This is a genomic window from Pseudomonas sp. LBUM920, from assembly GCF_003852315.1.
Lineage (GTDB): Bacteria > Pseudomonadota > Gammaproteobacteria > Pseudomonadales > Pseudomonadaceae > Aquipseudomonas.
Genome location: NZ_CP027762.1, coordinates 3,862,900 through 3,887,155, shown reverse-complemented (window position 1 = coordinate 3,887,155; position 24,256 = coordinate 3,862,900). Strand labels below are relative to the sequence as shown.

15 protein-coding genes and 1 pseudogene are annotated in these 24,256 nt (G+C 59.7%); 6 read left to right on the top strand and 10 right to left on the bottom strand.

The window, feature by feature from the left end; translation table 11 throughout:
- From C4J83_RS17950 to C4J83_RS17935, 4 genes are all read right to left on the bottom strand, one after another.
- Positions 1-684, bottom strand: coding sequence for an EboA domain-containing protein (locus tag C4J83_RS17950; RefSeq protein ID WP_124417814.1), 684 nt, complete (start codon positions 682-684; stop codon positions 1-3).
- Positions 681-1,550: a UbiA family prenyltransferase gene (locus tag C4J83_RS17945; protein WP_124418889.1), complete on the bottom strand. Its 870-nt coding sequence runs from the start codon at positions 1,548-1,550 to the stop codon at positions 681-683. Before C4J83_RS17945 ends, C4J83_RS17950 begins: the two co-directional genes overlap by 4 nt.
- Positions 1,551-1,555: 5 nt before the next feature.
- Entirely contained in the window at positions 1,556-3,421 is a 1,866-nt protein-coding gene (locus C4J83_RS17940; RefSeq protein WP_124417813.1) for a 3-dehydroquinate synthase, read from the bottom strand.
- Between the two features lie 407 nt (positions 3,422-3,828).
- Positions 3,829-4,770, bottom strand: coding sequence for a LysR family transcriptional regulator (locus C4J83_RS17935; protein ID WP_124417812.1), 942 nt, complete (start codon positions 4,768-4,770; stop codon positions 3,829-3,831).
- Positions 4,771-4,880: 110 nt separating this feature from the next.
- Here C4J83_RS17935 and C4J83_RS17930 point away from each other — a divergent pair, with 110 nt between their 5' ends.
- The gene (locus C4J83_RS17930; RefSeq protein WP_124417811.1) at positions 4,881-6,377 is read left to right on the top strand and encodes a CoA-acylating methylmalonate-semialdehyde dehydrogenase; all 1,497 of its coding nucleotides are present in this window, start codon (positions 4,881-4,883) and stop codon (positions 6,375-6,377) included.
- Positions 6,378-6,507: 130 nt separating this feature from the next.
- Here the strand turns inward: C4J83_RS17930 and C4J83_RS31285 are convergent.
- Positions 6,508-6,591, bottom strand: a pseudogene (locus C4J83_RS31285) (DUF6124 family protein); the annotation flags it as partial.
- A gap of 584 nt (positions 6,592-7,175) precedes the next feature.
- Here C4J83_RS31285 and C4J83_RS30595 point away from each other — a divergent pair.
- Positions 7,176-9,599, top strand: coding sequence for a hypothetical protein (locus tag C4J83_RS30595; RefSeq protein WP_177416155.1), 2,424 nt, complete (start codon positions 7,176-7,178; stop codon positions 9,597-9,599).
- A 1,263-nt stretch (positions 9,600-10,862) separates the two neighbouring features.
- Here C4J83_RS30595 and C4J83_RS17920 read toward each other — a convergent pair.
- The 5 genes from C4J83_RS17920 to argP all read right to left on the bottom strand — a co-directional run bounded on the left by C4J83_RS17920 (position 10,863) and on the right by argP (position 17,985).
- Positions 10,863-12,128 carry a carbohydrate porin gene (locus C4J83_RS17920; protein WP_124417810.1) on the bottom strand — a complete coding sequence of 422 codons (1,266 nt, stop codon included), beginning with the start codon at positions 12,126-12,128 and terminating at the stop codon, positions 10,863-10,865.
- Positions 12,129-12,185: 57 nt separating this feature from the next.
- Entirely contained in the window at positions 12,186-14,594 is a 2,409-nt protein-coding gene (locus C4J83_RS17915; RefSeq protein ID WP_124417809.1) for a glucose/quinate/shikimate family membrane-bound PQQ-dependent dehydrogenase, read from the bottom strand.
- 327 nt (positions 14,595-14,921) lie between these two features.
- The gene (locus C4J83_RS17910; protein WP_124417808.1) at positions 14,922-15,809 is read right to left on the bottom strand and encodes a proline iminopeptidase-family hydrolase; all 888 of its coding nucleotides are present in this window, start codon (positions 15,807-15,809) and stop codon (positions 14,922-14,924) included.
- 79 nt (positions 15,810-15,888) lie between these two features.
- Positions 15,889-16,785, bottom strand: a complete 897-nt coding sequence (locus tag C4J83_RS17905) for a bestrophin family protein (protein ID WP_124417807.1) — start codon at positions 16,783-16,785, stop codon at positions 15,889-15,891.
- Positions 16,786-17,055: 270 nt separating this feature from the next.
- Entirely contained in the window at positions 17,056-17,985 is a 930-nt protein-coding gene (gene argP, locus C4J83_RS17900) for an HTH-type transcriptional regulator ArgP (protein WP_124417806.1), read from the bottom strand.
- A gap of 192 nt (positions 17,986-18,177) precedes the next feature.
- Between argP and C4J83_RS17895 the strand changes: the two genes are divergently transcribed.
- The 4 genes from C4J83_RS17895 to C4J83_RS17880 all read left to right on the top strand — a co-directional run bounded on the left by C4J83_RS17895 (position 18,178) and on the right by C4J83_RS17880 (position 24,208).
- On the top strand, positions 18,178-18,462 hold the full coding sequence (locus tag C4J83_RS17895) for a hypothetical protein (protein ID WP_106579798.1): 285 nt from the start codon (positions 18,178-18,180) through the stop codon (positions 18,460-18,462).
- A gap of 666 nt (positions 18,463-19,128) precedes the next feature.
- Entirely contained in the window at positions 19,129-22,623 is a 3,495-nt protein-coding gene (locus C4J83_RS17890) for an Ice nucleation protein (RefSeq protein ID WP_372239275.1), read from the top strand.
- A gap of 393 nt (positions 22,624-23,016) precedes the next feature.
- Positions 23,017-23,595: a papain-like cysteine protease family protein gene (locus C4J83_RS17885; RefSeq protein WP_119736146.1), complete on the top strand. Its 579-nt coding sequence runs from the start codon at positions 23,017-23,019 to the stop codon at positions 23,593-23,595.
- Between the two features lie 13 nt (positions 23,596-23,608).
- Positions 23,609-24,208 (top strand): hypothetical protein, encoded by a 600-nt coding sequence (locus C4J83_RS17880; protein ID WP_119736144.1) that lies wholly within the window; start codon positions 23,609-23,611, stop codon positions 24,206-24,208.
- Positions 24,209-24,256: the final 48 nt, after the last annotated feature.

Sequence of the window (24,256 nt, the reverse complement as noted above, 5' to 3'; positions counted from 1 at the left end):
TCAGTTCAGGTAGGCGAGCCATTGCGGCGGCAGGCTCAGGCTTCGCAGGCGCTGGCGTTGCGCGGCGCTGAGCAGGTCAAAGGCGATGACGGTGGGCAGCCCTGGGGACACGGTTCGCTCGGCCGCGAGCTGTTCATCGAGCAGGTCAAGGGCCAGTTGGTTGAGCGTGACGCCCTGGCGCTGCGTGAGCCCCATCACGCGCCCCACGTCGAGGCCCATGCCGAGCGCTTTGAGTACCAGCTGGTGAAAGGCGCGCTCCGGGTAATGGCGTGACGGGTAGGCCGTGTCGAGGGCGAGGGCGGCGAATACCTGCGGGTTGCTGGTGCGCCCGGCCTGCAGGGCCAGCGCCACGCAAAGGCCGTCGCTGTCGAGCCAGTCGAGGGCACCCAGCAGGGCGATTTTTTCCTGGTCGTCACCCCACAGGAACAGCTGACGCAGCAGCGGTACCTGCTCGGTTACCGGGGTGTGTTCGAGTGCTTTGGCCAGCACCAGTGCACGTGCCAACTCCACGGCCGGCGCGGGCAGCATGCGCTTGCATTGGCCGCTCAACAACGCCGCCAGGGTGGCGCTGGGTTGCTGGGCGAGCTGCGCCTGCGCCTGCTGCCACCACTCCAGTTGGGCGGCGGTCAGTTGCTGGGTCAGGGCTTGAAGGTGTGCGGCGAGGCCATCCTGGCGCATGTTCATGTCGGCTTGATCCAACGCTGGAAGTGGGGAAGCAGGAAAAACACCACCACGCACAACAGACTGCCCATCGGTTGATTGGCCACCGCCAAAACCAGTGCGTCAAACAGCGGCAAGGCGGCCAGCCCCGCACCGATAAACGCCCTGACTTGCCGGTGTTCCGGGTTGGCCAGGTGCTTGCGGTAATGCCAGCCCAGCCAGCCCAGCCACAGCAGCAGCACCGGCCAAAACCACAGCGTGTTGGAGTAGAACGCCAGGGCCAATGGGCTGAGCATCAGCAGCAATGGCAAGCGGCTGATCAGCTGGTTGCGGTGTTCCTGGCGCGCCAGGTAGGTCAGGCCGCTGATGTACACGCCGAGCAGAATCGCGCACAGCCAGATCGGCTCCGGCGGCACCGCCAGGCTGGCCGCCGCCGTGAGGTACAGCGCCGAGCGACAGGCGCCCATCAGCCACACGCTGTGGGCGTATTTCTTGTGCAGCAGGTTGTAGCCGACGATGCAGCCCACCAACAGCACCACGCTGCCAAGCAGCCAATGCGGCTCGTCGATCAAGCGGCTCAGGCCCAGCACCGCCGCGGCGGCGAGTATCAGCAGCAGCGCTGTGGCCAGGCCGACTTGCTGCCGGCTGGCCAAACCCAGCGTGATCGGACGCGGGTTGTGGTGTTGCCGGTCCCAGTCGGCGTCGAGCCAGTCGTTCAACAGCATGCCGGCCAGGTACAGCAACGACAGCGTGATCAGCAGCAGCCCCCACACCAGCGACGACGGCGGCGCCAGGGCGCCGGCGCTGCTGGCGAGCAGGGCCGCAGCGAGGGTGTTGGTCCATACCGTGGGCAGGTTGGAGACGCGGCCCAGGGTCATCCAGGTTTTCATCGGGCTCATTGTGCGTAACCCTCGTCCAGCGTCAGCGCTGCCTCGCTTGCGGTCGACAAGCGTTGCAGCGCGGCCTCCATCGTCGCGCTGTCGATTTCATGCAGGTCCACCGACTGGCCGATGCGGTTGAGCATGGGGATCGACAGTTGCCCTCCCAGGTGCTGGCGGAACTCCTCCAGCCCCAGCAACAGCGGCGAGCGGCCCTGCGCATCTCTCAAGGTCAGTTCAGGCGGGCACAGGTTGAACCCCAGTTTGCGCAGCAGGCTCATCACTCGCTCAGTGTCGGTATCGCTCAACAACCCCAAGGCATTCGCATACAGCCCATCCAACGCCATGCCCACCGCGACCGCTTCGCCATGGCGCAGCCGGTGGTGGCTGAGGTTTTCCAATTTGTGCGCGGCCCAGTGGCCGTAATCCAGCGGCCGACCGTTGCCGCGTTCGAACGGGTCGCCGGCGCCGGTGATGTGCGCCAGGTGCAGCTCGGCGCAGCGGCGAATCGCGTGGCGGCTGGCCGGGTGATCAAAGCGGGCGAGGGAATCGGCGTGTTGTTCCATCCACGCGAAAAACGCCTGGTCCTTGATCAGCGCTACCTTGACCGCTTCGGCCAGCCCGGCGATCTGGTCGCGGCGGGTGAGGCTGGTGAGCAGTTGGAAGTCGTTGATCACCGCCGTGGCAGGGCAGAAGGTGCCCAGCAGGTTCTTCTGGCCGAAGGCATTGATACCGTTTTTCACGCCGATGCCGGCGTCGTTCTGGGCCAGCACCGTGCTGGGAATACGGATCAGGCGGATGCCGCGGTGGAAGGTGGCGCAGGCGTAGCCCACCGCATCCAGCACCGCGCCGCCGCCCAGGGCCAGCACGTAGCAATGCCGGTCCAGGCCGTGTTGCAGCATGTCGGTGTAGAGCTGCTCCAGCACGCGTGCGGTTTTGCTCAGTTCACCTGCCGGCACGGCGATGGGGGCGGTTTGCAAATGCAGGTCTGCATGGGCAGCGAAATAGGCGTCGATTTGAGCCAGCAACTGTGGGGCGCTGTGCAGCAGTTGCGCATCGGCGAACACCATCACCGTCACCGGTGCCGCGTGCTGGGTGATGAGCGCGCGGTGCAGGCACGGGTTAAGCGGATCAAACACGTGATCGGTGAACATCACCGGGTAGTCGTAACTGACCTCGAACCGTCCGCGCAGCGGCTGCTGCCCAGCGGGTTTGCGTTTGAGCAGGCTATAACCGGCCATAAACGCCAGCGGCAACACCATGCTGGCGAGGAGGGTGACCAGCAGTGAGTTCTGCTCGATCAGCAGCGTGCCGATGGCGGTGTAAGCCAGTGCCAGTCCGGCATTGGCCAGGGTGGTGATCAGCAAAAATGCGCGCAGCGGATAGCGTTGCATGCCGGCGGCGACCACCGAGGTTTCCGCCAGCACCGGCACGCCACGCAGGCAAATCAACGACAACGTGCTTAACCGATACGCCAACTGCCCTGGCTGGCGCTGATGCAAGCCAAGGCGGCCGGACAGCAAGCGCAAATAGCCGGCGCCCAGCACATAGCCCAGCCCGGCGCCCAGGCACAGCCCAATGAAAATCACCAGGTAACCGCCGAGGCCGCCGAGCATGGCCACCGCCAGCAACGCCACCAAGCTTGACGGCACCGGCAACACCACATCGAGGGCGAGCAGGGCGAGCAGCAGCAGTGCCAGGTTGAATGCCTGGGCAGGCGTCGAAGGTTGATACAGGTTGAGGTGAATCAGGAAGTCTTGGATCTGTTGTTCAAACAACAGGAAGCTGGCGATCACCAGCACAGCAAAGCCTATCAACGACAGCCAAAAATGTTCGGCTGGCCCCTTTTTCGAGAACGCACGGTACCACCGGCTGCGCTTCATCAAAGCATCCCTTTTGAGAGTTAAGACTAAGTTCCGTGTCAGTGTTAAGCGCTGTTTTCAGAGCAATAGAGTCCCTCGCCCGTTGGGCTGGCTGTGTGCGTAATGGCTGATGGCTTTCACGGTATTCATGAACGTAGCCGGTTGTGGTTTTTTTGCAAGTTTGCGCATCAAGGAGTTTAAAGCCGGGAGGTTGGCGCGGTTTAAAAAGCGCTGTTTATTTACGCTTTACAATTAGTTGTATGGCTTTTTTCAAAGCGTCAAGAACCCGTTGTTGCGGGCTTTCGCCGGTAACAAGTTCACTACAAGGTCTTGAAGTTTGTTATTTGGATTATTGCCGCTGGCTATAAGTAGATCGGTAATAACTACTTGTCGAGAATGGTTCCGCTTAAGTTGTCTGCATGAGTGTGTTACTTACCCACAAATCGAAAACCGCCGGATAACTTATCCTTTAGATAGCCCACTAACGTACTGACCGATTTCGGTACATGGGGCGAGTACGGTCGAATCAGGTAAATCTCATCGGCAAACGCGCCCTTGAGCGTCCAGCCCGTGAGCACCTGCACCAAGTTGCCATGGGCCAGGGCGGCCTGCGCGCTGAAATCCGGAAGCAGGGCAATGCCCAGGTGGTTCATCGCTGAGTCGCGCAGCGCTTCACTGTTATTGGTCGAAAAACTCCCAGAGATCGGCACGGTCACCCGTTCAACCTGTTTGCCGCCGCGTTCAAAGGTCCATGCCGGCTGGTCGGTGCCCCGAGGGTAGTACAGGCAGTTATGCGCGGTGAGGTCGCCAGGTTCGCGCGGTTCGCCGTGCTGTTGCAGGTACTCGCGCGTGGCAACCAGCACCGAGCCGGTGTCGCACAGCTTCCACGCTACATGGGTTTCCGGTACCTGGAAGCCGTGCCGTACCGCCAGGTCGTAGCCTTCGGCCGCCAGCGAACTCAAGGCATCCGAGACGTCCAGCTGGATGCGCACCTGCGGGTAAAGTTGCAGGAATTCGGACAGGTGCGGCACCAGTTGCTGGCGGGCAAATGCCACCGGCGCGGTGAGGCGTACCAGGCCGCGAATTTCCCCGGCAGCGTCACGCACCGAAGAGAAACTACGGGCGATCTGCGCATAGGCGCTGCGCACTTCGCGGGTCAGTGACAGGCCCGCATCGGTCAGCCGCACGCTGCGCGTGGTGCGGGTGACCAGCCGGGTGCCGGTGGCTTTTTCCAGGTCTGAAATGCGCTGGCTGACGGCGGATTTGCTCACGCCCAGGCGCGCGGCGGCGGCGGTGTAGGTGCCTTGCTCCTCAAGCACCGACAGCCAATGAATGTGAGTCCACAGCCCTTCGATCTCAGCCTTTTCCATGATTCTATTGTTCGCTTATGAGGACAATCAGTTCTGGATTCTGCTCTGGTTCGGAACAAACTGAAAGCCTATCGTGGGCTCCAACGTTTACCAACCTGGGACCCATTGCCATGAGCATCCTCGAGCATTACATCAACGACCAGCGCGTTTCCCGCGATGATCGCTATCAGGACGTCTACAACCCGGCCACCGGTGAGGTGACCGGTCGCGTGGCCTTGGCCAGCCGCCAGACCGTGGGCGAGGCCGTCGCCGCCGCCCAGGCCGCCTTCGCCGGTTGGGCCGACACCCCGCCGATCCGCCGTGCCCGCGTACTGTTCGAATACCTGCACCTGCTGCGTGAACGCAAAGACGACCTGGCGCGCATCATCGTCGCCGAACACGGCAAGGTGTTCACCGACGCCCAGGGAGAAGTCGACCGGGGCATCGACATCCTCGAATTCGCGTGCGGCATTCCCAACCTGCTCAAGGGCGAACATTCCGACCAGGTGTCACGGGGCATGGACAACTGGACCCTGCGCCAACCCTTGGGCGTGGTGGCCGGCGTGACGCCGTTCAACTTCCCGGTGATGGTGCCGATGTGGATGTACCCGATCGCCATCGCGGCGGGTAACACCTTCATCCTCAAGCCCAGCCCGACCGACCCGAGCGCCTCGCTGTTCATGGCTGAGTTGCTGCGCGAAGCCGGCTTGCCCAAAGGCGTGTTCAACGTGGTGCAGGGCGACAAGGAAGCGGTGGATGCCCTGCTCGAACACCCGGACGTCAAGGCCGTGAGCTTTGTCGGCTCCACGCCGATTGCGCAATACATCTACGAGACCGGCGCGCGCAATGGCAAGCGTGTGCAAGGCCTGGGCGGCGCGAAAAACCACATGGTGGTGATGCCCGACGCGGACATCGAAAAAACCGTCGACGCGCTGATGGGCGCCGCCTATGGCAGTGCCGGCGAGCGCTGCATGGCGATTTCGGTGGCGGTGCTGGTGGGTGATGTGGGCGATAAGATCATCGCCGCCTTGACCGAGCGCGCGAAGACATTGCGCATCACCGACGGCCGCGATTTGAAAGCCGAGATGGGCCCGATCGTGTCGCGGGCTGCATTGGAGCGCATCAGCGGCTACATCGAACAAGGCGTGCAAGCCGGGGCAAAACTGCTGCTCGACGGGCGCGACTATGTGCCCACCGAACCGGGCCTGGAAAACGGCTTCTGGCTCGGCGCAACCTTGTTCGACCACGTGACGAAAGACATGAGCATCTACCGCGAAGAAATCTTCGGCCCGGTGCTGGCCTGCGTGCGCGTGAATGACTTCGGTGAGGCGATCAAGCTGGTCAACGACCACGAATTTGGCAACGGCGTCAGCTGCTTCACCCGCGACGGCAACATTGCCCGCGAGTTTGCCCGGCGTATCGAAGTGGGCATGGTCGGCATCAACGTGCCGATTCCGGTGCCGATGGCCTGGCACGGCTTTGGCGGCTGGAAGAAGAGCTTGTTTGGCGACATGCACGCCTACGGCACTGAAGGCGTGCGCTTCTACACCAAGCAGAAGTCGATCATGCAGCGCTGGTCAGAGAGCATCGAGCAGGGCGCGGAGTTTGCGATGCCCGTGTCCAAATAACCTCAGCGCGCTGTAGATCAACGGTGGGAGCTGGCTTGCCTGCGAAGGCGGTGTATCAGTAACAGATCTTCTGACTGACACACCGCAATCGCAGGCAAGCCAGCTCCCACATTTTTTTGACCGCGTTTATTCAGGCCGTGGTTTTTGTTGGGTTCAGGCATTCGCTGGAGCGATCCACCGTGGTCTTGGCCATCTCCAGCAAATGCCATACCGCCGAATCTTCCCCCGCCCGGGCTTTGGCTTAACCAAGGGGCCGGTTGGGGGCGACTTTATCCATGGTGCAGCCGCTATTGAATAAGGACGCTAGCGCCAACGCGGCTTAACGAGGGTGGCGGCTGTAGGCGGGCTAGCAGAGCGGTCAATAGGAAAACCGGCGCACCCGAAGGTGCCTCACGCACAGCCACCGTAGGAATTGGCGAAAACACCACGTAACAAACGACGTTTTCAGTGAGGGAACCTATTCACTCTGGCGTACGACTGATTGGTCGCTGGTGTAGGTAAGTTCGTGCGGTTTTTGTACGAAAAAACAACACCGGTGAACGAGGCTCCCCAAACGCCCTATCAACAGGAAGCATCCGGTGCTTGATCCGGCCCGGATCTTCAATTGCGGGGGGGGGCTTACCCAGGGCAACAGTCAGAAAAAGTCAGCCGATGATGAATATAAGTCCGTCTTCCCCCGTTCCTCCAGCCGCCAACGCCAACCCCTTTGGCGCCGGTATCGGACCCGCTCAAGGGCAGAGCCGTAATCCCCGAGCAGTCGACGCGTCGCCACCTTTGCAAAACAGTGTTCCGGGAGAAATGACTGGTTCTGAGGATAAACAGGTCAGTCTTGGGCAGAAACCGATTGCCCCTCCAGCCCCCAATCACGAGTCTGATGTTGCCAAAGCGGTGATCTATGGAGCCGTTACCGTCACTCCGCCGACGGCGAGCTATACGCAACAGGAGCGACTGAAGCGCATCGATGCCTATGCCGGTCGTGTCGTGACGCAAATCCAAAACATAGAAAGTGCTAGCGAAGGCGAAAGCAATATCAGGTTCCAGAAGGTGCGCCAGTTCCTGGAACCGGCGGGTTACTTCAGCGGTGGGTTATTGGCGGCAGGGTACGACCCGCATGAAAAGGTCACAGTGACGTTCACTTCCTACACCGGGAAAGGGCGACCCGAAGCACTGACCAACACCGACAAACGCACCTACTTTGCCTGGGAAATTGCAGCCGGCGCCCTCGCGCATGACAAAGTGCAGCGAGGAGGCCCGGTCAATTTCCAATTCATGGAAATCGAAAAACAAGACCTGACCAAGGTCGCCGATCTGGAATTACAGGGCAAGCAGCTTCAGAAACATTGGGAAAATGAAATAGCAACGCCCATGCGGGATGCTAACGGCGCGCTGTCCAAACGCTCCGGAAAAGCGGACGCCTATGCGGTACGCGGCACCTTGCAGCACCTGTCTAACGATAAAGAAAGTTTCGAAAAGTTAAGCCTTGAAGGTCAAGAGGCTATCAAGCGAACGTTGCAAAAAAATGGGCAGGTCATTATTCCCAACCTGTATGGCTATCCATTGGCAGGGTATGCCTTTATTCCCAATACCCCCTATGACGGTAAGCCTGAGCACAGGCCTAACCAGGGCGTGATGGTCGACTTAAAGAACGGCACGGTCCATGAAATAACGGGCGACGAGGCATTCGCCCAGTGGGCTAAAAACAATCGAAGTGATCTGCTGCGCGGTTTCAATGCCAGCGACAGACAAGGCAGGCACGATGCACATTGGCCAAAGGCGGAACGTGTGCTTGATAGTTTTATTGAGGGCACTAATGCCCACTATCCGGGGTACGCCAGTTTTCTCAAAGATAAAGGGGTGCCGGTCTGGGAGACGTTTAACTACACCGAGTCGCGAGCGACGGATTATCGGTTGAAATACGGCGATTTGAATGCCGGTATTGCCACCCAATACCAAGAGGTCAACGCCAAAAATGCCGTGTGGTCCGACCAAACTGAAGTATTTGGTTCCTCACAGCAAAACTGGAAGTCTGCGAAAGACTTTTGGGGCAATACCTTCGGTTACCTACCTGTGGTGGGCAATGTGGGTAATGTGGTCTTTGGCGTCCATGACGCCATCTATGGCATGACCGCCGACGACCGTGTAGGCGGCAGTGCGGCGGCAGTGTTATCAGGCCTGCAACTGGTACATGAACTTGCCTCAATTGGCGTGGAAGTGGGGTTAGGTGAACGACCTGCCGCCGCAACTCCTCTGAAGTACTTCTGGAAACACAACGCTGAGACCAACGATTTCGAATTGGTGCGCGTTAACAATGCGTTGAAAAATACCGAGGCGGTGTCCGTTCCCCTTGAGGGTGCGCCTAAGGTGAGTCCTGCGGCTGATACGTCGGGCGCTATCGGGCAGATGCGAGAAGTAGAGTATGCGGGGCAAAAGTACTTCGTCTCTGATAAGCCAGATGCAGGGGACGGCTATTTTCTATTGCGTGTCAAAGACCCGCACAACCCCGGGAAACTAGTCAGTAGCGGGAAAATTGCCAAGCCGGACAACGCCGGTATTTGGAAACGAAGAGGGGTTGCCGGCGGGGGCAGAACTGAATTCGTTCCACTCAAAGAACACATTGCAGGCACCACGCAACAAAGACCCGCGGCCCCTGAACAAATATTGGAGCTCAATCGAAGGCCAAGTGGACGCTATACGCTGACTTCGCAAGACCCGCGGGACGCCAATCCGTTTATTGCCGATGGTGCGTACGCATTTGTTATACGTGCGGATGAACCTGACAGGGTGTATGTCGGCTCGATGAACAAAGGCCTCACGCCTCAAGGCAAGCCTTACCCCTACAACTTGCGAACCAACCCCGGCTGGGTGGAGGGGCACTCAGCACTGACCAGCGGGCTGAAATCACTGAAGGGAGGGACTACTGATGTGATGTATGCGGGGACTGTTTACATAAAAGATGGCCAGCCCGAGTTTTGGACAAACTCGAGCGGTCACTACACGCCTTCCGCCGAACTGCGCGATACGAACCTCACACCCGAAGTCAAAAACCTACTGCCGGCAGAACGATTTGTGGATGAAGATGACCTGACGCCCGCACAACGAAGACTGTGGGCTGAAAGCACACACCTGACCCCTGCGGAGAAAGAGGAAAACGACCAGTTCATGCTCGAGCAATACAGTGCGCAGGATAGCGGCAGTGACGATAGCGACGATGACTATGATTGATTCGGCAGCGAATGTTGCTGCGTTGCGCAACAGGGGTGAGCTGAAGCACCGCCTTGGCGCGCAGAGCCCTGGCCTGGGTTTTGTCGATACCGGTGCCCAATTTAACCAAGGCGGTTGATGCCAGGGCTTGTTTCGCAAATGCAGCGTGTCAGTCGCCGACTAGATCGACTGATCTACCGCTATCGCAGGCAAGCCAGCTCCCACACTGTTTACCGTGTTCAGGCGGTGGTTTTGCGCCAGCAGAAGATCAATGTGGGAGCGGGCTTGCCCGCGATGTGGGTGTGTCAGTCAAGCTGTTGGGGACTGGTCTACCGCTATCGCAGGCAAGCCAGCTCCCACATTTTTTACCGTGTTCGGGTGGTGGTTTTTGCGTCAGCGAAAGATCAATGTGGGAGCGAGCTTGCCCGCGATGAGGGAGTGTCAGTCAAGCTGTCGGGCACTGGTCTACCGCCATCGCAGGCAAGCCAGCTCCCACATTTTTTACCGTGTTCAGGCGGTGGTTTTTGCGTCAGCAAAAGATCAATGTGGAAGCGGGCTTGCCCGCGATGAGGGCGTGACGGTCAGCCTGTTGGGGACTGGTCTACCGCTATCGCAGGCAAGCCAGCTCCCACATTTTTTACCGTGTTCGGGTGGTGGTTTTTGCGTCAGCGAAAGATCAATGTGGGAGCGGGCTTGCCCGCGATGAGGGTGTGTCAGTCAAGCTGTTGGGGACTGGTCCACCGCCATCGCAGGCAAGCCAGCTCCCACATCTTTTTACCGTGTTCAGGCGGTGGTTTTGCGCCAGCAAAAGATCAATGTGGGAGTGGGCTTGCCCGCGATGAGGGTGTGACGGTCAGCCTGTTGGGCACTGGTCCACCGCCATCGCAGGCAAGCCAGCTCCCACATTTTTTACCGTGTTCGGGTGGTGGTTTTTGCGTCAGCAAAAGATCAATGTGGGAGTGGGCTTGCCCGCGATGTGGGTGTGTCAGTCAAGCTGTTGGGGACTGGTCTACCGTTATCGCAGGCAAGCCAGCTCCCACATTTTTTACCGTGTTCGGGTGGTGGTTTTTGCGTCAGCGAAAGATCAATGTGGGAGCGGGCTTGCCCGCGATGAGGGCGTGACGGTCAGCCTGTTGGGCGCTGGTTTACCGCTATCGCAGGCAAGCCAGCTCCCACATTTTTTACCGTGTTCGGGCGGTGGTTTTTGCGTCAGCAAAAGTTCGAATGTGGGAGCGGGCCTTGGGCATGCGGTACCGGCGGCGTTTTGTGGCTGAACGGCGCGGCTTAGAACACTGCCTTGACCTGCAAGCCCACCACCAGTGCATTGTCGATCTCTGTACCCGAAAACGCCCCCGGCTCAATGATGTATTGCACATCCGGACGCAACGTCAGCCACGGCGTGGCCTGGTAGCCATAACTGAGTTCGATCAACTGCTCGGCATTGTTCAGGTTCGGATAGTCGGTCCCCGCGTTGAACGCTGCCAGTTCCTGCACGTCGCGACTGCGCGGGTTCGGCACCGCGCGGCCGTAACCCAGGGCGACGGTGTCGCGCGGGCGGCCTTCGAACGGTTTGTACAGCACCACGCCCGCGCCATACCACTTGCTGAACGGCGAGGCGGCCTCACTGGCGGCCGAGTATTGGCCGAAGGCGTGCAGCACGCGACCGGCGGATGTGCTGGACGACCACACGGCCTGGTCGACCAGCAGGTAGTGACCGCCGCGACCGCTGACGGTTTTATTGCTGCCGATGCGTTTCACATCGGAGCTGTCGTAGTAATACCCCAGCTTGTATTCGCCCGGCAGCGTGCCCGCGTGTTTGTAGACCAGCTCGATAGGCACCACGGTGCCGGTGGTGTGCTTGGGCCCCAAGTGCCAGGCGCGGCTGGAATTGCCGTTGCTCGACGGGTCGACATTGAACGCCGCCACGCGCAGTTGCCACGCCGGCGAAAAGTCGTATTTCACCCGTGCGCCCAGGTGTGCGTTGGGGTAGTTGGCCCAGCCACTGCCGCCGGACATGTTCAGCGGGTGCCCGCAGAAACCGGCGTTCATGAAGTTGCACAGGATGCCGCTGTCGAGGCCGCCGAGGTCGTTGCCCATGGCCATGTAGCCAAGCTTGACGTTCAGCGCGGGGGTGAACAGCGTGCGTTCGTAGCTCAATTCGGTGAGGCGGGTGTAGAGGCCGCCGTAGTTTTCCTGGATCGGCAGACGGTTGCCCACCAGGTCTTCGGAGGCGCTGTTGCCGCGCCGGTCGTTGATGGTCAGCTGGATGCGGTCGCCATTGTTCAGGCCGTAGAGCTTGCCCAGGTCGAACTGCACGCCAAGCTTGATGTTTTGCGAGTAGCGCGCCGAACGGTGTTGGCCGCCGTCGGCGTTGTAGGCGGTTTCGCCGCTGTAGTCGCCGGTGAAGCGGATGCCTTGCTCGTCGAGTTCACGGCGCAGGCCGCCCCAGTCGCCGGTCAGGGTGGTGTCGTCGGCTTGAACGGGCAGGGCGGCAGCAAAGGCCAGGCCCAGCACCAGGCGGCCAAGGGGCAAATGAGAAGTGGGGGTCATGCGTGGTTTTCCAGACAAAAAGCGCGGTGCCGGGGGCGGCACCGCGCGAACACAGGGTTATGGCAGGGCGTAGGCGATCACGTAGTCGCCACGGTCAGTGGACTGGCGCGCGCCGCCGGCGGTGATGACGATGTATTGCTTGCCGGTTTTCGGCGACACGTAGGTCATCGGGCCGCCTTGGCTGCCCACCGGCAGGCGGGCCTTCCAGACTTCATCGCCGTTGCCGCTGTTGAAGGCGCGCAGGTAGAAGTCCTGGGTGCCGGCGATAAAGATCAGGCCGCCTTGGGTGGACAGCGTGCCGCCGAGGGTCGGCAGGCCAATCTTGATCGGCAGGTGCATGCGGACGCCCAGCGGACCGGTGTCTTCAACCGTGCCCACCGGCACTTGCCAGGCGATCTGCTGGGTCTTCATGTCGATGGCGGTCAGGGTGCCGAACGGCGGCGCCTGGCACGGGATGCCGGCCACCGACAGGAAGCGGTTTTTGTTCACCGCATACGGCGTGCCCTTGAGTGGCACCGCGCCCATGCCGGTGTTCAGCGCTTCGCCACCGGACGAGGCCTGGGCCTTGTTCTGCGACGGCACCATCTGGATCCACAGGCCCAGGCGCATGTCGTTGACGAAGATAAAACCGTGCACCGGGTCGGTGGAAATGCTGCCCCAGTTCATGCCGCCCAGCGAGCCCGGAAAACTCAGCGATTTATCGGTGCCCGGCGCGGTGTACAGGCCTTCGTAGCGCATGCCCTTGAAGTCGATACGGCACAGCAATTGGTCGTAGGGCGTGGCGCCCCACATGTCCGATTCGTTCAGGGTTTGCGCGCCGATCTGCGGCATGCCCACCGATTTAGGCTGGGTCAACGAATACGGCTCGTTGGGAATGTTCGCGGCCTTGACCGGCACTTCCTTGACGTCTGTCAGCGGCTTGCCGGTGGCGCGGTCGAGCACGTAGATCTGCCCGGCCTTGGTGCCGATCACCACAGCCGGTACTGCCTTGTCGCTGCCCGGTGGGGTGAAATCGATCAGGCTCGGCTGCATCGGCAGGTCGAAGTCCCACAGGTCATTGTGGACGGTCTGGTACACCCACTTTTCTGCGCCGGTGGAGGCGTCCAGCGCCAGCACCGAGGCGCCGTATTTGTGATTCAGTTGGGTACGTTCAACGCCATAGATGTCGGTGGACGAGCTGCCCATCGGCAGAAAAACCGTGTTCATCAGCGGGTCGTATGACATTGGCGCCCAGCTGTTCGGCGTGCTGCGCACATAGGTGCTGCCGGCGGCTGGCGCTTGTTTGTCTTCGGGATTGCCCGGGTCGAAGGCCCAGCGCATTTGGCCGGTGATCACGTCGAAACCACGGATTACGCCGCCGGGCATGTCGGTTTGTACGTTGTCGGCGACGCGGCCACCGACGACGACGGTGGTGCCGGCCATCAACGGTGCCGACGACAATTGGTAGTAGCTGTCTGGCACATCGCCCAGGCCGGCTTTCAGGTCCACTTGGCCGTGGGTGCCGAAGTCTTCGCAGAACTTGCCGGTGTCGGCATCCACCGCAATCAGGCGTGCATCAATGGTGTTGGTCAGCAGGCGACGCTGGCATTGCGCACCGGTTGGCACGCTGGCGGCCATGATCGGCGAGCTGTTGGGTTGGGTCGGCTGAGCGAGGGGCGCGGTGGCGTCGAAATACGCCATGCCACGGCAACGCTGCCACACCGCCGATTTGGCATTGACTTCGTTCTTCCACAGCTCTTTGCCGGTGTCGGCATCCAGCGCGATCAGGTTGTTGTGCGGCGTGCAGATAAACACCTTGTTGCCGATCTGCAAGGGAGTCAGTTGGTCTTCGGCACCGTTGCCGTCGCTGATGGCAACGTCGCCGGTGTGGTAGGTCCACGCCACTTTGAGCTTGTTGACGGTGTCGCGGTTGATCTGGTCCAGCGCTGCAAAACGGCTGCCGCCTTCGGTGTTGCCGTAGTGGGCCCAGTCTTTTTGTGCATCGGCTGCAGCCACTGGCGTGATGCCTGGGCCTTTACCGGTGGGCGCCACGCTTGGGTGCGCCACGAACATGTTGCCTGCAGCGACGGCCACGCCTACTGCCAACACGGCAGCAATGCCATACGCGCCGCGAGCGGGCTTGCCCACCAGCAACGGATACACCAACGCCACCACCACGCCGATCACCGCAAACATGAACAGCCGCGAAAACAGCGGCCAGTACACCAGCCCTACGTCCGCCACTGCCCAGACAGCCGTGCCCACCAGAAAAGCGGCGAACAGCCACGCGCCAGCCGGGTTGCGCCGCGCGATCAACAGGCCGGAAACGGCCATGGCCACGCCACCGATCAGGAAGTACCAGGAACCGCCCAGGCTGACCAGTTTGGCGCCGCCAACGGCCAGGGCCACGCCGAGCAGGGCAATGATGATGCCCAGGCCCAGCAGAAGATATCGTGAGGCGCCAGCGGCGCGGGATGCTCGTTTCATGTCGACAGGACTCGAAGGTGAGTGACTAAAGGTCGAATGTTAGCAAGATAAGTAACTGGTTAGTACATTCTACTGGGTAATAGTCTTTTACAGCCTTTGGGATGATGTTGTTGCAAACCGGCTTGGAGGGCCCAGCAGGCTTTGTGTGGCGAGCAGGCTTGCCCTGCGTTGGGCGGCGAAGCAGTCCTGAAAACAAACACCGCGTTCTGGCTGGCAGACCGCGGTGTTTTTATTGGGGCCGCTTCGCAGCCCAACGCAGGGCAAGCCTGCTGACCACTTCAAGGATGCTTGCCAGTCAAAGCCTGCCCATCACAGAGCGTTGTGTTTTCACTCAAGGGAGGCAAGAAACTCGGCTACACACGTCATGCACGCGTCACGCTCTTCAACATGCGGCATATGGCTGGACTGCTCGAAAATCTGCCAGCGCACGTCGCTGATGCCGTCGGCAAACGGCTGCACCGTGGCCGGTGTGGCTTCGTCGAAGCGGCCGGAGATCAACAGCGTCGGCACCTGGATCTGCGGCAGCCGATCAATGATCGTCCAGTTGCGCATGCTGCCGATCACATGGAACTCAGTGGGGCCATTCATCGCGTGGTAAACGGTGGGGTCTTCTTCGATGGCGGCATTGGTGCGCTCAACTTCGGCGGGCACCGGCAGGGTACGGCACACATGGCGCGCGTAAAACACCTCCGCCGCGGCGAGGTATTCAGCGGTGTCGGTGGTGCCGGCGGCTTCATGGCGCAGCAACGTGGCCTGTACCTCGGGCGGCAGCGCCTGGCGCAGCTCATTTGCTGCTTCGCACCACAAATCCATCGAGGCTGGCGAGTTGGCAATAATCAACGCTTTCAAGCCGGCAGGCTGGCGCACCGCATGCTCGGCGCCGAGCATGCCGCCCCAGGATTGGCCCAGCAGCGCGTAGTCACTGATCTCAAGGTGCTCGACCAAGTTGTCCAACTCTGCCAGGAACAGCTCCACGCTCCATAAATCGACGGAGGCGCCGGGTAAGTGGGTCGAGCGGCCATTGCCGACCTGATCGTAGTGCACCACCGCGCGGCCAGTGGCGGCCAGGTCTTTGAAACTGTCGACGTAGTCATGGGTGCAGCCCGGGCCGCCGTGGGCAATGATCAAGGGCAGGCGCCCTGAACTCAAATCGCCAGTGACCCGGAACCATGTCCGATAGCCACGGAAATCGGCATAACCTTCGCGAACCTGCATGCTGTGTACCTCCTTGGAATTGGTGCGGTACAGGCTAACCAAAACTGCGCGTCAGGTGCACTGGTAGAAATGATAGGTTCTACGCGTGCAGCAAACGGTCACCGCCCAACGCATCACGCTGCATCGATTGCAGGTTTTTCTCGATGGTCTCGCAGAGGGTTTCCATCTGGATCTGGTGTTCGCTGGAGTGAAACGGGCTTTGCAGGTCGGTGCCGATGCGTTCGATCGCCAGCAGCATAAAGCCCACCACCGTCGACGCCAGCGGCGTGAACCAGCCCAGGGATTCCACCAGGCCCACCGGCACGATCAGGCAGAACAGCGAGATAAACAGCCGTGGGAAATACACGTAAGGGTAGGGCAGCGGCGTATTGGCGATGCGTTCCATACCGCCCTGGGCGTTGGACAAGTCCACCAGAGTGGACTCCAACCGAGCCAGGCGAATGCTGTCCAGGTGCCCAGTCTTGTATTCACGCGCCAATAACGCTGCGGAGCCGGTGAGGATGTCATTGGCAAAGTTATTGGTGGCGCCCTTGCGCGCGAACTCTTCAGCCGGGATAAACGCACGCACCTCGTCCGGGCATGGATTGCCCCTGAGGTGCGCCGCCAGGCAATTCACATACGCCACATGGCGGCGCAACAGCGTGGCCTTGGTTGGGTTCACCTCGCCTTCAGGGTCGTCGAGCAGGGTCAGTACCTGGCGTGCAAAGCTGCGCGAGTTGTTCACCATCGCGCCCCACAGCGTGCGGGCTTCCCACCAGCGGTTATAGGCGCTGCTGTTGCGAAAACTGATCAGCACCACCAGGGCCGAACCCAGCAATGTCAGCGGCATCAGCGGCAGATTGATCTTGGTGGTCAGAAACAGCATGAAATCCACCGTGACGGCGACATCCCACAACAATAGCCAGAACAGGGACCAGCCCACATAGCCCATGGTCTTGATGACCAAGCGGTATTTTTTGATGATGGCGGCTTTCAAACGTGAACCTCGAAGCGGGCGATAAGCAACAGTGCTTAAGCTCGGACGCCCGTTTGCGGAGAAAGGTTCGCCTTGGGCCTGAATCGTTTAAGTTACGGGTTGTCAGGTTTCACACGCTGATTTATAGGCCGGGGCGGTCGGCGTACGTGGTCCGCAGCACAGACGCCGTTGATGTTTACCCTGCAAATCCGGCGATTTGGATAAATGGGAGCCTGAAAGTGAGGCGTTTATCTGCCCATTGCATGAGTGTGGGTTGAAACGGCGAGGGTGTTATCTGATCGACGTGCCAACCACGAATGTCTCTTGCCTCTTGAAATTCAAGATGCGCCTGGCGGCAGCTACTGCATGCTTGGAGAGCGCTTCCATGCGTGGAGATTGCAAGGCCCAGGCGTGCCAATACAACGCAACGTCGGTGAAATGCCCAGGGACCAGATCCACGAGATCTCCACTTTTAAGCAAGGTACTGGCTTTCATCTGCGGAACCATGCCGTAGCCGAGGCCATGACGTATCGCCCGAAAGCGCGCTTCGGGCAGCGACAGGTAGTGGCTCGGAAAGGCATCTGCATGCAGGCCCAAACGCGACTGTAAAAATTCTGACTGCAATGTGTCTTTGCGAGAGTAGGCAAGCACCGGTGCCCTGCGTGCGGCGTCGCGTGTCAGCCCGGACGGGAACCATCGCGCCTGAAAGGCCGTCGATGCCACCAATTGGTAGCGAACCGACCCTAGCGGTTCTGCAAAGCAGCCACGCATCGGCACTGGACGCGTGCCTATGCACCCAATGACTTGCCCACTTTCCAGCAGGGCATACGTATGGTCCTGATCATCGACCACGAGCTCCAAGAGAATCTTTTCGCTGACAAACGTCTCTGCCAATGCCGGGAAAAACCATGTGTTCAAGGTGTCCCCGTTCACGCCTATTACCAACCGTACATAGTCCTCGCCAGTTCCTGCTATATCGTTGAGCAATTCTTCCTCCAGCACTGTCGCGCGACGCAGATAAGTCATCAACTTCCTCCCAATCTGAGTCGGCTCGCACGGCCGCCCCCGTACCACCACGGAGCTACCCAGACGCGCTTCCAGTGCATGTATCCGCTGTGAGACGGCTGACGGAGTCACTTTCAGGTATTCGGCTGCCTTTTCGAAGCTGCCACCTTCGATGACGGCCAGAAACGCCTGCATGTGCTTCGCATCGAGCTTCATTGTCGAATTCCTGATTAAGTATTTCTTATGGGTACTGAAATATACTTCGTTTTACTTCACTTTTATTTCAATGCATTCAATGATGACTTCAGGGCGACACAAGGTAATTTCCCGGTGCAGTGCCCGATCCGATCTTCGCCCACAGGTTAAAGGTGGCGCAGGGGAGGTACTGTTTAACCCGAGGAGTTAAGCATGAGATGTGTGTTTATGATTTTGCTCGCGTTGACGTTGTGCGCGTGCACAACCTCTGTCCGCAATTGGACGAGAATAGACGGGCAAACCACGGATATAGCGCAAGACAAAGCCCGTTGTCAGTACGAGGCCAAAGCGGCGACGGCAAGCTATCACTCCTCGCCCTCGGCCGACGACAAAACGTCCGGCATGGGCAATGCCGTGGGTGACGGGATTGTTATTGCGCAAAAACAAGTTGAACTGATCAACGACTGCCTGCGGGTAAAGGGTTATGTCGGGCAGTAAAAAATAGACACAGGGTGGGACGTTGATAGTCGCCTGGCTGTGCTGTCGAGTTGTGTGCCAGTGGTTTTATACCGCCGGTGTTTTCCTGATTATTCAAGATTAAGGCATTTGGTTTTCAGCAGGGCGCAGTCAATTTAATTGGTCAGTGCTCGCGTTATCGGCCGCCTTGATTTTGTTTATGTGTTTGTTATGGAAGTTTGCCTCCAAAGGATTTTACAGAAGTAGTTGTAAAGGTGTTTCAAAATGAAAGCCGAAAAAGTTCTGGTGCTGCGAACGTGCGCAAATAATATGGCCGACCACTGTGGTCTGATCTGGCCTGTTTCAGGACGGGTCGAATGCAAGTTTTGGGAAGCCACCCTAAAGCTTGAAAATGGGTTGACTGGCGTGTTGTGGGGGCAGGGCGCGAGTGCGCAGTTGAGCCCGCAGGCAGACGCGAGATGGGTAGTGTGTGAAGTGGCAGTGAGTGACCTGATTTTCCTCGACGAGGATGAAGGCGTGAAATTTTCTCGTGCTGAAGTTGTTCATGTCGGTACGCGAAGCAGTGCACTGGACTTTATTCAGGACAATGCCTGCAAGTATGAAGCCTCCACGACAAATTTGATTGAGGCCTTGGTTATTCCTGATGCGCAATCAGGGACGAAGGCTGTTCTTCCCGCCTTGCCGGTTGTGACCAAGACTCCTGCCGATGTGGTCACTCGCCGTACTACGGTGCGTTCTACGCAAACGCTGGAAACGGCCGTTTATGGCAGTACGCTCACTGGCGCTAATCAGAGCCAACTCATTGCAGGCTACGGCAGCACTGAAACTGCCGGAGACAGCAGCACATTGATTGCAGGCTATGGCAGTACCGGAACGTCGGGTTCTGATAGCTCAATCATTGCCGGCTACGGCAGTACACAAACCGCGGGCGATGAAAGCTCCCTGATGGCGGGGTACGGCAGTACACAAACAGCCCAGGTGGGCAGTGATCTCACCGCCGGCTACGGCAGCACTGGCACTGCCGGCTCCGACAGTTCGCTCATTGCCGGGTATGGCAGCACGCAAACGGCAGGCGGCGAAAGCTCGTTGACCGCCGGTTACGGCAGTACCCAAACGGCTCAGGTGGGCAGCGATCTTACCGCCGGCTACGGCAGCACCGGCACTGCAGGCTCCGACAGTTCGCTCATTGCCGGGTACGGCAGCACGCAAACGGCAGGCGGCGAAAGCTCCTTGACCGCCGGTTACGGCAGTACCCAAACGGCCCAAGTGGGCAGTGATCTCACCGCTGGCTACGGCAGCACCGGCACCGCCGGCTCCGACAGTTCGCTCATTGCCGGGTATGGCAGCACGCAAACGGCAGGCGGCGAAAGCTCGTTGACCGCCGGTTACGGCAGTACCCAAACGGCTCAAGAAGGCAGTGATCTCACCGCCGGTTATGGCAGTACGAGCACCGCCGGCTCCGACAGTTTGCTGATCGCTGGCTACGGGAGCACGCAAACTGCCGGCGGTGAAAGCTCTCTAACCGCAGGGTATGGCAGCACCCAAACAGCCCGCTTAGGCAGTGATCTCACCGCCGGTTACGGCAGTACCAGCACTGCGGGTTCCGACAGCTCACTGATTGCCGGCTATGGCAGCACGCAAACTGCCGGCACAGCCAGCTCTCTGACGGCCGGTTACGGCAGTACCCAAACGGCTCAAGTGGGCAGTGACCTTACGGCCGGTTACGGCAGTACAAGCACTGCGGGTTCCGACAGCTCACTGATCGCCGGTTATGGCAGCACGCAGACTGCCGGCACGGACAGCTCTCTGACGGCCGGTTACGGCAGTACCCAAACGGCTCAAGTGGGCAGTGACCTTACCGCCGGTTACGGCAGTACCAGCACTGCGGGCTCCGACAGCTCACTGATCGCCGGCTATGGCAGCACGCAAACTGCCGGGGGAGACAGCACCCTGACGGCCGGTTATGGCAGTACGCAAACAGCTCAATTGGGCAGTGACCTCACTGCCGGCTACGGCAGCACGAGCACTGCGGGCTCCGACAGTTCGCTGATCGCGGGTTATGGCAGCACCCAAACTGCGGGCGGCGAAAGCTCCCTGACTGCTGGTTACGGCAGTACTCAGACGGCTCAGGAAGGCAGTGATCTGACTGCCGGTTACGGCAGCACGGCCACCACCGGACCTGGCAGTATGGTGACTGCCGGTTACGGCAGTTCGCAGACTGCCGGTCACGCGAGTGCGTTGATTGCCGGTTATGGCAGCACCCAGACGGCCGGTTACAAAAGCATTCTGACTTCGGGTTATGGCAGCACTCAGACCGCCCAGGAAAGCAGTGATCTCATCGCCGGCTACGGCAGTACTGAAACCGGTGGTTACGACAGTTCGTTGATCGCCGGTTACGGCAGTACCCAGACAGCCGGTTACGCAAGCATTCTGACTGCCGGATACGGCAGCACGCAGACAGCACAAGAAGGCAGTTCACTCACCGCAGGTTATGGCAGTACGAGCACCGCGGGCGCTGACAGCTCGCTGATCGCAGGCTACGGCAGTACTCAGACCGCAGGACACGAAAGTACACTCACTGCAGGCTACGGCAGCACCCAAACAGCGCAGGAGGACAGTTCGCTTACTGCAGGATACGGCAGCACCTCAACTGCCGGATTCAACAGTTCATTAATCGCCGGCTACGGCAGTACGCAAACCTCGGGCTATGAGAGCACCCTGACGGCCGGCTATGGCAGTACACAAACGGCCCAGGACAATAGCTCGCTCATCACGGGTTATGGCAGTACCTCCACGGCGGGATATCAAAGTTCGTTGGTTGCGGGTTACGGCAGCACCCAGACCGCAGGTTATGAGTCGACCCTGACAGCCGGCTACGGCAGTTGCCAGACGGCTCAGGAGCAAAGTTGGTTAACTGCCGGCTACGGCAGTACATCAACAGCGGGTTATGAAAGCAGACTGATTGCCGGCTATGGCAGTACGCAAACCGCCGGCTACAAAAGTACCCTGACCGCAGGCTACGGCAGTACCCAGACCGCCCAGGAAGAAAGCTCGCTGACTACCGGTTATGGGAGCACTTCAACGGCGGGCTACAACAGTACGCTGGTCGCCGGTTACGGCAGCACTCAAACCGCCGGCTACAACAGCAGCCTAACGACGGGTTATGGCAGCACCCAGACTGCGGGTTACGACAGTGTCATGACTGCGGGGTATGGCAGTACGCTGACCGCTCTGGACAGCAGTACGCTGACTGCCGGCTATGGCAGCACGCAAACCGCCGGATTTGGCAGTTCGTTAATGGCCGGCTACGGCAGTTCGCAGACCGCCGGTTGTGAAAGCACATTAACGGCCGGTTATGGCAGTACCCAGATGGCGGAGCGCGACAGCACGCTCACCGCAGGTTATGGCAGCACCGGTACTGCCGGGCAGGACAGCTCGCTGATTGCCGGTTATGGCAGCAGCTTGACCAGCGGCACGCGCAGCTTTTTGACCGCGGGCTACGGCAGCACACTCATCAGTGGACTGCACAGTGTACTGACGGCGGGCTACGGCAGCAGTCTTACCTCAGGCATGCGCAGCAGCCTGACGGCGGGATACGGCAGCAACCAGATTGCGAGCCATAAGAGTTCGCTGATTGCGGGCCATGAGAGCACCCAGATTGCAGGGCACAAAAGTATGTTGATCGCCGGCAAAAACAGTTCGCAAACAGCGGGTTCTCGCAGCACGTTGATCGCCGGCGCTAAAAGTGTCCAGATGGCGGGCGACCGCAGCAAGCTGACTGCCGGTGCAGACAGCACCCAGACAGCCGGCGATCGCAGCAAGCTTTTGGCCGGTAGCAACAGTTACCTGACGGCTGGTGACCGGAGCAAACTCACTGCCGGCGACGATTGTGTGCTGATGGCCGGGGACCGTAGCAAGCTGACGGCTGGCAAGAACTGCGTATTGACCGCTGGCGCTGACAGCAGGCTCATAGGGAGTCTGGGCTCGACGCTTTCAGGCGGGGAGAACTCGACACTGGTTTTCCGCTGCTGGGACGGTAAGCGCTACACCAACGTGGTCGTCAAGACCGGCAGCGACGGCGTGGAAGCTGATGTTCCGTATCAAATTGACGAGGACAGCAACGTTCTAATCAAGGCTGAGGACAGCCACAGTGTGGCGGACCCGGCTCAGCTTCAGCCATGAACTTGCTCTCTAAACCCGCCTGCGGCCGAGCGCTGAAAACCTATCCCCCCAGGTGCTTTCAATCATTCTTGTGAAGGGCAACATGACGCTGTGACGAAGCCCTGATGAAGGCCAATGCAAAACGCCCCGACTTGTTTGGGGCGTTTTGTTATCAATCGGCGAAAGGCAGGTAGAGGAAACGAACACGGTGATCCTCGTCGTCTGCCATCTTCTTCAATGATTATGCAATTGTGCATTTATATGATTGCGTTAATGCATATTAGCGCCTAGGGTTAGGTCGAGCCAGATCGGAACGCGCCCTCTAATCCGGGCATCTCGGAACGTCGATAGCTCAGCAGCACCGCTGTACCTTTACACGCTGGATGCGTGTTTTCATTCATGGAGGATTGAAAAATGTTAACCCCTGAAACAACCCGATTCACCGGCGACACACAGCCCAACTGCCTGATCGGCCATCTGCTCGACCCGCAACTGGTCGAAGCGGCGCATCAGACTAAAGCAATGGCTGGCGCCAGCCTGAATTTCAGCATGCAGAAACAAACCCAGACCAACTGGTGCTGGGCGGCGGTTTCCGCGTCGGTCGGCAACTACTACGGCACCGGGTCCTGGACCCAGTGCGGTGTCGCCAGCAACGCGCTGGACCGCAACTGCTGCAACCAGCCCGGCCCGTGCAACGTCTACGGCTATCTGGATTCCGCCCTGCGAATCACGCGCAGCTACAACGGCATGAATCAAGGCTCGCTGCAGATGTCGGCCATCCAGAACCAGCTCAACATGGGCCGCCCCATCGGTTTGCGTTGCGCCTGGTACGGTGGCGGTGCGCACTTTCTGGTGATCTATGGCACCAACGGCAACTACCTGTTGATCGCAGATTCGATCTACGGCTATTCGACTCGCGCATTGAACTCGTTCCCCGGTTCGTACAACGGCGGCGGCAATTGGACCAACACTTACTTCACCGTAAAGAACTGAGGAGGGCTGCATCATGCAACTGACTTATCCAAAGGCGCCTTCCAACGGCGTACAGGTACTGCGTCCAGCGCTGCAAGCCGCGCTGCAAACCCAGGGCTTCGGCGTCAATCGCCAATTCGCAGCCGCCGTGCCAGGCCAAATCAGGCTGAGCGAAGGCTATCGTGGCTACTCGCTCAGCCTGGAGGACCTGAGTCTCGGTAAGGGCCTCAAAGACGCTGAAGTCGGCGATTGGCATTACCTGGTATTTGCCGATGGCGCGACGATTGCCGACGCGCAATTGGCCGACGTACGTGGGCATATCGAGTTCGCGTCGCTCAACCACGGGACGTTGGCAGCGGCGACGGTGGATGCGCTGAAACTGGCGGAACAGTCGCCGCAATTGCAGGGTAAAACCGTGGAACTGCGCGTGTTGTTTATCTCGGCACTGCACGTTGTGGCCATCTGGCTGCACGCCGACGGCGAAGAGGTGCTGATCCCGATTGAGCCGACCCCCAAGGAACTGGCGGTCACTCAGTTGTACAGTGAGGCGGCGCTGCTCGCTTTGCTCAAACCGGCGGCTGATCAGGCCCGTCAGCGCTTCGACGCCGACACCCGTGGCGAGTTGGGCAGTTGATAAAACCCTAGGGTAAAAAAACCCGTACATTGTCCGGGTTTTTTATCG